Genomic DNA, 7,940 nt, shown 5'->3' with positions numbered 1-7,940 from the left:
TGGGTTATCGTTTTCATGGAACAGGGCTCGTGAAAGTGGCTATGGAACAGGGCTGCAGGTTCTTGGGTCATAATCGTAAGTCACGGGGGTATGTGTCACTGTATCGACAGACGGTGGCGGTCCGGACGTCGATTCAGACCAGTTTGCGTGGATGGTGTAGGTGCCGCCCAATTCGGAGGTGCAATAAGGATCGGACTCCTCGATATCGAAAAAGCAGGCCCATACCTGGTGTAAGAATACTTTCAGGTACATATTGTTGACGCATTTCGGCCTGTGATCGAAATCCGCTTGTGGCAGCAATGATGACTGCCGGGAGAACGTCACTCCGGGAATGTTGCAGGCGCTCATAATGGGCAACGACGGGTCGGATGAATCGAATGAATAGCTGTAGACAAAACAGGGGTTATAGTCATCACAGGCATTTGCAGCAGGATCGCCTTCAGGATAGAGCGTCCAGCTTCCCATGGAGATGGTCGCGGCCGGTGTGGGGAAATACGCTTTGACCGAAGCGGACCTGGGAAACTCCGTGACATTGGGTGCAGGTTTTATCGACAGTGTAAATTTCCACCAGGCGGACTTGTCGACGGTACCGCCGCCACCGCCGCCGGTGTAGTTCTCCTCGACATTGCCATACCAGGGTATACGCGCGGGGTCATCCGGGTCGAAGCAGGTCGGCATGGAACGGAGCAATTCACGATTACTCTGGATGTTTGAAATCCGCGGGGTGACGGTCTTGTTCAAATGTGCCTCTCTGGTATCGATGCTCAAAAACCCGGTGGCTTTCTGGCTTGCGGTCCGCACACCACGGGTGACGTTGAGGCCCCAGACAGCATTGGCGTCCACCCGATGTTCGTTCTGTTGACCGAACTGTGCCGCCCATGATGGCGTAGCAGCGATTGATAAAGCGGCCGCTACGAACGGGCCGCGCGGTAGTACTGATGCATGCATGCTCATGGTCCAATCCCCACCATATCGCTTGGGTTGGCTGTAGAAGGATGGATGCCCGCATCCTGCAACAAGGATATCCATTCCGTCAGGTCGATGGCATTCCAGTCGATTTGCGACATCTCAGTTAACGTCAGCCCCTTGCAACGCGGGTGCTTCGGTTTGCCATACCCTTTACGCCGCATAAAGGGGTCTGCCCCCACGCCCTGGGCGCGGGCCTGTTCATGGATGATACGGGCCAGCGGCGAAGAAAAACAGCAATACGATTCATTGGTCTGCACACAGCCAAGGAATGTGTCTTTCGCGCAATAACTGCCCACGTAATGGCAGTTGCCGACTTTTCGCTCGATGCCCAGTTTGAGCTCATCCTCTTCGCACTTGAAAATCAGATGACCGAGTATCTTCAGTATTTGGTAGACGAGATAGACATACATGATGATTTGAAGCGCGGGGCCGAGCTGGGGCAGCGTCGAGCCACTGCCTGGCTGAATAATAGAATCCGCGAAAGCCTGGTCAAACATGTCCGCCAAAAACTGATTGAGTGATTCCGCCAAGCCGTTCAAGATGTCGGCAATGGCCTCCCCAAAAGCCCCGGTATGGTTCACTATCGTTTGTGCCCACCCCTCCTTACTGATTTCATTGGCAATCCCGGAGAAGGGGGTTTCTGCCGGCAACAAGGTCTGACTGATGGCCTGCTTGGCGCCGGTGAACTTCTCGAAGATCTCGGTAAGCCCGGGAAGCTTACCCATACCGGACACGGCATCGAACACCTTGTCGAAGAGCCCCAGTTTGTTGGTGTAATAAATCAGCTGCAGATAGGCAAGCGCATCAATGCCTGCTGCCGCTTCTGCGCCTTCCTCACAGCAGTTGGGAGTCAAACCGATTTGGTGTCCAATAGGAATCTTGCAGGTCTGTTTTTTGCCGTTGAAGTAGCGCAGGGTACAGGGCTCGTTCGGGCTTGAAGGTGGCTTACCGGTTTCCTCGCAAACCAGGTCGGTACGCATTTGGTCCAGCATCTCCAATGCCGCGAGTGCCCGCTGCATATTCGGGTTACTCTCGCCTTTGACATTATGGCATTCGGTTCCCATGCAACGCATGGTGGTGCCGTCGCAGGACTGGGTGTAGGTTACGGAATCCGGGGAATCGTAATCCATGTCGGTTCCGCAATCCCATTCGATGGAATAGGCATAACAGGTTCCGGAGGCCACACCTTCAGCGCACTCCTTGCAGACATTGGTTGATACCAGGCGGCAGTCATTTCGGGAGGGATACCCCATCTCATCGCAGTCGTCTTTGTAGCCGTCTGGGCTGAAATTGGTGCCAGTTAGACCGCTGCCGTCCCCGTTGACACAATGAACGTCACCCTGGGGGTCTGTCCAGCAATCACCGAGGCCGGTAATAATTTTGCTGCAATCCAGTGGTCCCCCGCTGGCTTCCCAGCACATCGTCGGCAAAAACTTGACCGGCGGCCCGGGCTCGCCGGACGCGCAGGAATCGGGGTCAGCGTTACCACGGATGGCCATTTTATCGAACCCCCAACGCGGCAGCAGTTTGGCGATCCCGGTATTGGGACCCGTGTTTTCACAAAAGCTCACCCCATCAAGCGTGGTGCAGGGACCGCGGTCATTGGTGCAGTGAAGGTCAACGGCAGATGAATTGACCAGTTCGCACTCACCACTACTGCAATCAAAATCGCCGTCCTGCCATTCAACACACATACCATCGGCAAGAAACATGAGATAGTCTTCACAACCATCGATATAGTTGTCCTGAACCGCATAGATATCCGCCTCAACGCTGAATTCGCTTCCAACAGCGGTTGCGGTGCCTGTCATGGCCCAATTATTGAGCGCGTCCCCGTAATCAGTGATAGAGCCCGTCGCACCCTGAATGGTATGGTTATAGGAAAAGTGGGCAAGGGAATTGCCACCAAAGGGAGTGATGTAAGTGGTGTATTTGACCTTACTTGGAGGGACATCTTCTATAGATGTTATTGTTTCGTTGCCAGCCCCCACAGTCCGTGTAGTCAGCGGCCAGACTTTGCCGGTCATATCATAGGGGCCAGCATTATTTGTATTCCATTCGTTACATTCGTCAATCAAGGTATCGCGCTCAACAGCACATTCGGACGGGCAACCACCAATATTGTTGTTATAGTCTGTTGTGCAGTCGCTTTTGCAGGACGTGTGTTCGCTGTCACAAGTGCTCTGGTCCGTGCCTGCGTTAATACAAGCGTTATAGTCATTGTCACAATCATTGTTACATGACGTGTATTCGGTTTGTGCATCAGCCGGGCAGGTATTGTTCAAACAATCATCGTAGCGGTCCTGTCCCTCTTTCGGGCAGTCACGCCCCAGCCATTCCGCAGTGACCCTTAACACATCTTTCGTCATGACATAATCAAAACGTGTTTTTCGTTCACCGCTGCATCCCTCATCGAGGTCGTCCCGAACACTCGAACAAGTGTAGATATCCTCTCGGTGAGCGGAACCTTTTCCCCAGACGATGTTGGCATCTTCAGTACAGCCACTGAAATATTGGGAGAACTCGTTAAAGCTGCTGAAACCAGCAGCTGTTGCTGCCAGTTGCTGAATCTCTGGGCTATAAGAATCGAGTTCATTAACATTGTGTGAACGCATAAGCAGTTCAAATGCGTTACCCGCGTGGTATATCTTTTTTTCTCTATTGGTGAGAATGTCACTGAAATCTACACCGCCGTTGACAATGTTCACCCCATCTATCGTTGAACCCGGGGGATAGGTAGGAGGACAGGGAAAGCCTACAACGTCAGGGTCCAGCCAGACACGTTTCACGCGATAGATATCAGCGTGAAAAGTAATGTACTGGTAAACCGTAGATGGCAACACACGACCGGAAAACTGGTAACGATTGGACAGGTTTTTCCCATCGGCGATCACGGTCGCATCGGCTCCGGAGATTCGGTGGTTATAAGCAAAGTAGGTGCCATCAGCAGGCGCCGCATAGGGTGAGTAATGCCACCGGTATACAAGGTAGGTATCCGGAGCCAATTCTTTGACGAAATAATCCTTCGTCATTGCTGTTCCCGCGATACTGGGGACGGGAGGGAAATTGAGGGGCAAACCAGTCGGAGGATTGTGGTTGTCAGTAAGGTAAAACCACTGATGGACAAAATGCTCGATGCCTTGGTCCTGGTATTCAATGATGTCTTTGCCCGTAGCGGGGTCAGTCACTACCACCTTTTTTACCTTCCTTGGCTCAACCCAGGCTACAGTGTCATTTGAGACAAACTCAAAGTTGATTTTTTCACAACCCACCCCTTTCACATTCCGCATTTCCTGTGTTGTGAAATCTTTAAGTGTATTCGGGTGGTCGAACGTGTCTTCGTATTTTCCCAGTTGGCTGGCATCCGCGCCCGGCAATATTTCTTTTACGAATATTTCATTTTCATTGGAATTCCAGCTGTCGAATGGGTCAATTGCCCGAACCGTGGGCAAAGTAGCGGATTGCCCAAGGATATTTATGGCATCGTTTTGTCCTTGTTCTGCGCTATTCACAATGGTGTCGGCCGCTCGTGCGGCCGTGAGCTGAAAGAAAATTGGGAAAAACGCGGTCCAGGCCGCAAGCGCGGCGGCAAGTCTACGGTCAGCCTTCATCGCCCCCCCGCGAAGAATAGCGACCCCCAAAATTGTCACAGTAGCGGTCATTAATCATCAGAACGACGCCCCCAAACAACAGTCCACCCACTGCCACAGCAGGTACACCTGGTCCTCACCGGTTGCTGGCCTTGAACGCCAGGAGCCCCATTTCAGGTCGGTTTCGCCAATGTTATGACAGCAATGCTTATTGATATTGGGCAGACTTTTCGGGTCCACCACCGGTACCTGGGTTCCCCCATTTGTGTTGTCTTCAGGTGGCTGGTTGGGATCCGTCTGTGGGGGCGGCACATTGGCGTAGGAACCCAATGACTTCGATTCGGGTACCGGGAACATCATTTGCATCTTGTACTGGCTCTTCACCAGGATTGGCATTTTTTGTGCTTCGCAAGCTGCATCATTACCCATGGTGCGCTGCATCAGCTGTAGCCTGGCCATCAGCGCCATGGCCCGTACGCCTACCAGACTGGAATTATTGATGGTATGGGCGCTGACGTTGACATTGCCGGTAAACGGATAGACAGACCCCCAGCAACCAATGGCCCAATGAAGCTTGTCAATTGGCTCATTAGTGCTCGCGGCGATGCAGTCAATCGGTAAAGCGACCTTTGCGATAGGATTACTGAATACCACAGATTCTGGTTGTACCAGGAAGGAGAGTTTGTCGTCATACCAGTTCGGGAATGCTTCACCCAGGAACATAACATCAAATGACGCAAAGGCTTTAGGCCCGCAACCAGGCATATCGAGCAACTCCAGCAGGGCAAACAGCTGGAAGACGTAATAATGGATATTGAACAAATCCATTCGTTTCGAACTAACGCCCTGGGTAGCTTGCTGTTGATAGCCGGTATGCGTTTCTCCCCCCATGTTGTACATATCCCCCCCCATTTGGGCGCCACCCATGGCGGGGAAACAATAGGGACGGCGAACAAGTTCGACAATGCGGGTCGGCTGCCACATTCCCAGGGTAATCCCGATTCGAGGAGGAATGCCTTTTTTCAGGTCACCACCACATACACAAATGGTTTTTGTGGCCGACTTATCTGGTGCGGATGTGTCCCCTCTGAAAACGGTGCGCCCGAACAGCTTTACGGGGAACATGCAGGACCAGCAAACCTTGTTGAATAGCCCCGCGCCAAGAATATTGGCATTGGGGCAGCGCATATCACGCTCTACCCCGCCGGCCAGCGCTGAACCTGTCGTGAATAGAAAAACGAACAAGAAAGCCCAGATGCGCGTTGCCGTCATTGCAGCCGTCCTCGCAATGTATTGAAGGGTGTAACGATGTGCTCGGACATTCCTTTCAACAACTGGTCGATCAAAGGGGCGTCCTTTTTGAACAGCAGTTGTTTGCTATCGGTATCCTCGAGCAGATTTTCCAATGTGCCGATTTGATCAATGAGTCCCAATGCCAGTGCTTTCTTCCCCATCCACACCTCGCCGGTAGACAGCTTTTCTATGGGTTGCGTTAATTTGTCGCCACGTTTGTCTTTGACGTAGGATGAGAATGAATTGGCAGCTTGGCGCACCAGCGTATCCGCTTTCCTCATGCCCTCCTCGGTTGGTGGACTGAAGGGGTCGAGCATGTTCTTGAGAGCCCCGGACGCAAACACCAGCTGGCGCACATGCAGTTTCTCTGTGGCATCGTGGAAATTCCAGGCTGCCATTTTGGCACCAATAGACCCTACCATGGAGTACTCACTGGCCAAAATACGGTCTGCGCTGGCCGCTATCATGTAGGCAGCCGAGGCACCAACGGTTTCGATTACAGCATCAAGGGGCTTGTCATTTTTTTCACGTATCAACGTGATAGCACGGATGATTCTGTCCGCGGTGTAAGGGCTGCCGCCGGGACTATTGATGAGAAGAACCACGCGGTCCGTCTGTTTCGACTCGAAGGCTTTACGGATGGCGTCGATGACCAATCGTGTCTCCTCACCCCCTTTTTCACCGATTACCCCATCGATGAGCACAATGCCGGCGGTATGTTCCCCGGCACCTGTTGCTTTCAGGGATTTGATCACCCCTTTCTTTTCTCCCAGCTGAACCGCAGTGGAAAGAATGAACACCCCGAGAAAGAGAGTCACAACCAACCAACGGCGCCGGCGTGCGGCCAGGCGTTCCCGGCGGAATGCATCGGCGATGGCCAACAACGCCTTATCCTGCGGTGAAAGCGAGTTTGTAGAAGCAGTATCAGCCGGCTTTTTTCGGAAGAACATGGGCACTCGTTTGTAAATCAGCTTGTTCCGCCGGATCCGCGGAGTCATCGTGTTGCGGTTTTTTTACCGTGACCTTCAGCAATCCGTTGTCCTGCTCTACCAGGGCAGGCACTGAATGAATCTGAAAACGCTGTATCAATGAGGAATTGGACGGATAGACCAACTGGCCAAGCTCTTTGACCAGCGCGCTGGATTCATCCGCCAGCGGTTTGAATTGAGTGGCGATCAACGTCAGGTTGTTATATCGGCGTAGCCATTTTTTGACGATGTTTACCTGGTGCCGGTCCTTGGGATCGAAGAAGACATAGCGATGGTCGAGCCTCACCGAATCCAATGGATTGACGCGGGTTCCCGCCTTAACGACGACACGTCCATCAGGAAGCGTGATGTCCTGTTTGAAAATCGTGGAGATGTCTACCCAATAGGTGTTGTCCTTTTCCGCCGGCGGGAGAAAAACGCCCTGCAGCATGTGGCCAGCATTTTCTTTGGCCTTGGCAATTTGGGCTTTCCAGTCGAAGTTTTCCAGCCGTTGCTGGATTTCATCCAGGATATTCGGCTCCTCGATGTCGGATAGTGGTCCTACAGGATTCGCTGGCGCAGGACGATGGGAAAGAAGCCAGTCGACGGCGCCATCCAGGGACAACTCGCCATCGATGCGCCGAACAGGGTTCGTGTCTTCCCGGACGAATACCGGCACAGACTGGACGTCATACTGCTTAAATATCGAAGGATCGATGTCGATATTCGGTGGATGTGACAAGTCTGTGATAAGCGCCCCCAGTGCATTCTGCAAGTCCCCGATCTTCGGTGGAATCCACCCTTGCAGAACAAACCGCACGTCGGGGTGTGTGGCCCCGTATGCGAACATTTCCCGCAGGTAGTCATCTGAAAGATTCATCGAGATAAAGACGATGATGGGGCGTTGAGGAATGGGTGTGTGCCCCAAAGAGTTCGCTGGGTTGCCGCCTGGAGATGAAGACGTGTTATCCAATTCCACGCCCAGTGCCCGAGCCGCTTCAGAATTACGGTTCAATGCCGAATTAGCAATGTCCGATACGTTGTTCAGCAATTGGTCTTTGATGGCGAGCGCATCATCAGGCGCTTTCGGGTGCTTGACCCAACTGAGGTCGTCTTCGAC

At 52.8% G+C, this 7,940-nt stretch carries 5 protein-coding genes; all 5 read right to left on the bottom strand.

Annotation, left to right across the window (positions count from 1 at the left end):
- Window positions 1–39 precede the first annotated feature (39 nt).
- Window positions 40–954, bottom strand: a complete 915-nt coding sequence (locus ACOCD2_RS08585) for a hypothetical protein (protein ID WP_293652373.1) — start codon at window positions 952–954, stop codon at window positions 40–42.
- The gene (traN, locus tag ACOCD2_RS08580) at window positions 951–4,619 is read right to left on the bottom strand and encodes a conjugal transfer protein TraN (protein WP_419625676.1); all 3,669 of its coding nucleotides are present in this window, start codon (window positions 4,617–4,619) and stop codon (window positions 951–953) included. The genes ACOCD2_RS08585 and traN overlap by 4 nt, the downstream gene beginning before the upstream one ends.
- An 18-nt stretch (window positions 4,620–4,637) precedes the next feature.
- Window positions 4,638–5,831 (bottom strand): TraU family protein, encoded by a 1,194-nt coding sequence (locus ACOCD2_RS08575; protein ID WP_293674937.1) that lies wholly within the window; start codon window positions 5,829–5,831, stop codon window positions 4,638–4,640.
- Complete coding sequence (locus tag ACOCD2_RS08570; protein ID WP_293646658.1) at window positions 5,828–6,802, bottom strand: S49 family peptidase; 975 nt, start codon at window positions 6,800–6,802, stop codon at window positions 5,828–5,830. The genes ACOCD2_RS08575 and ACOCD2_RS08570 overlap by 4 nt, the downstream gene beginning before the upstream one ends.
- Window positions 6,777–7,940: TrbC family F-type conjugative pilus assembly protein (locus tag ACOCD2_RS08565; RefSeq protein ID WP_293714805.1), on the bottom strand; the 1,164-nt coding region annotated here is incomplete at its 5' end. The genes ACOCD2_RS08570 and ACOCD2_RS08565, both read right to left, overlap by 26 nt.

The sequence above is a fragment of the Thiolapillus sp. genome, assembly GCF_048562965.1.
In the GTDB taxonomy this organism is placed as follows: domain Bacteria; phylum Pseudomonadota; class Gammaproteobacteria; order Chromatiales; family Chromatiaceae; genus Thiolapillus; species Thiolapillus brandeum_A.
Note: the sequence above shows the minus strand (reverse complement) of the source record. Positions and strands in the feature narration are given on the sequence as shown.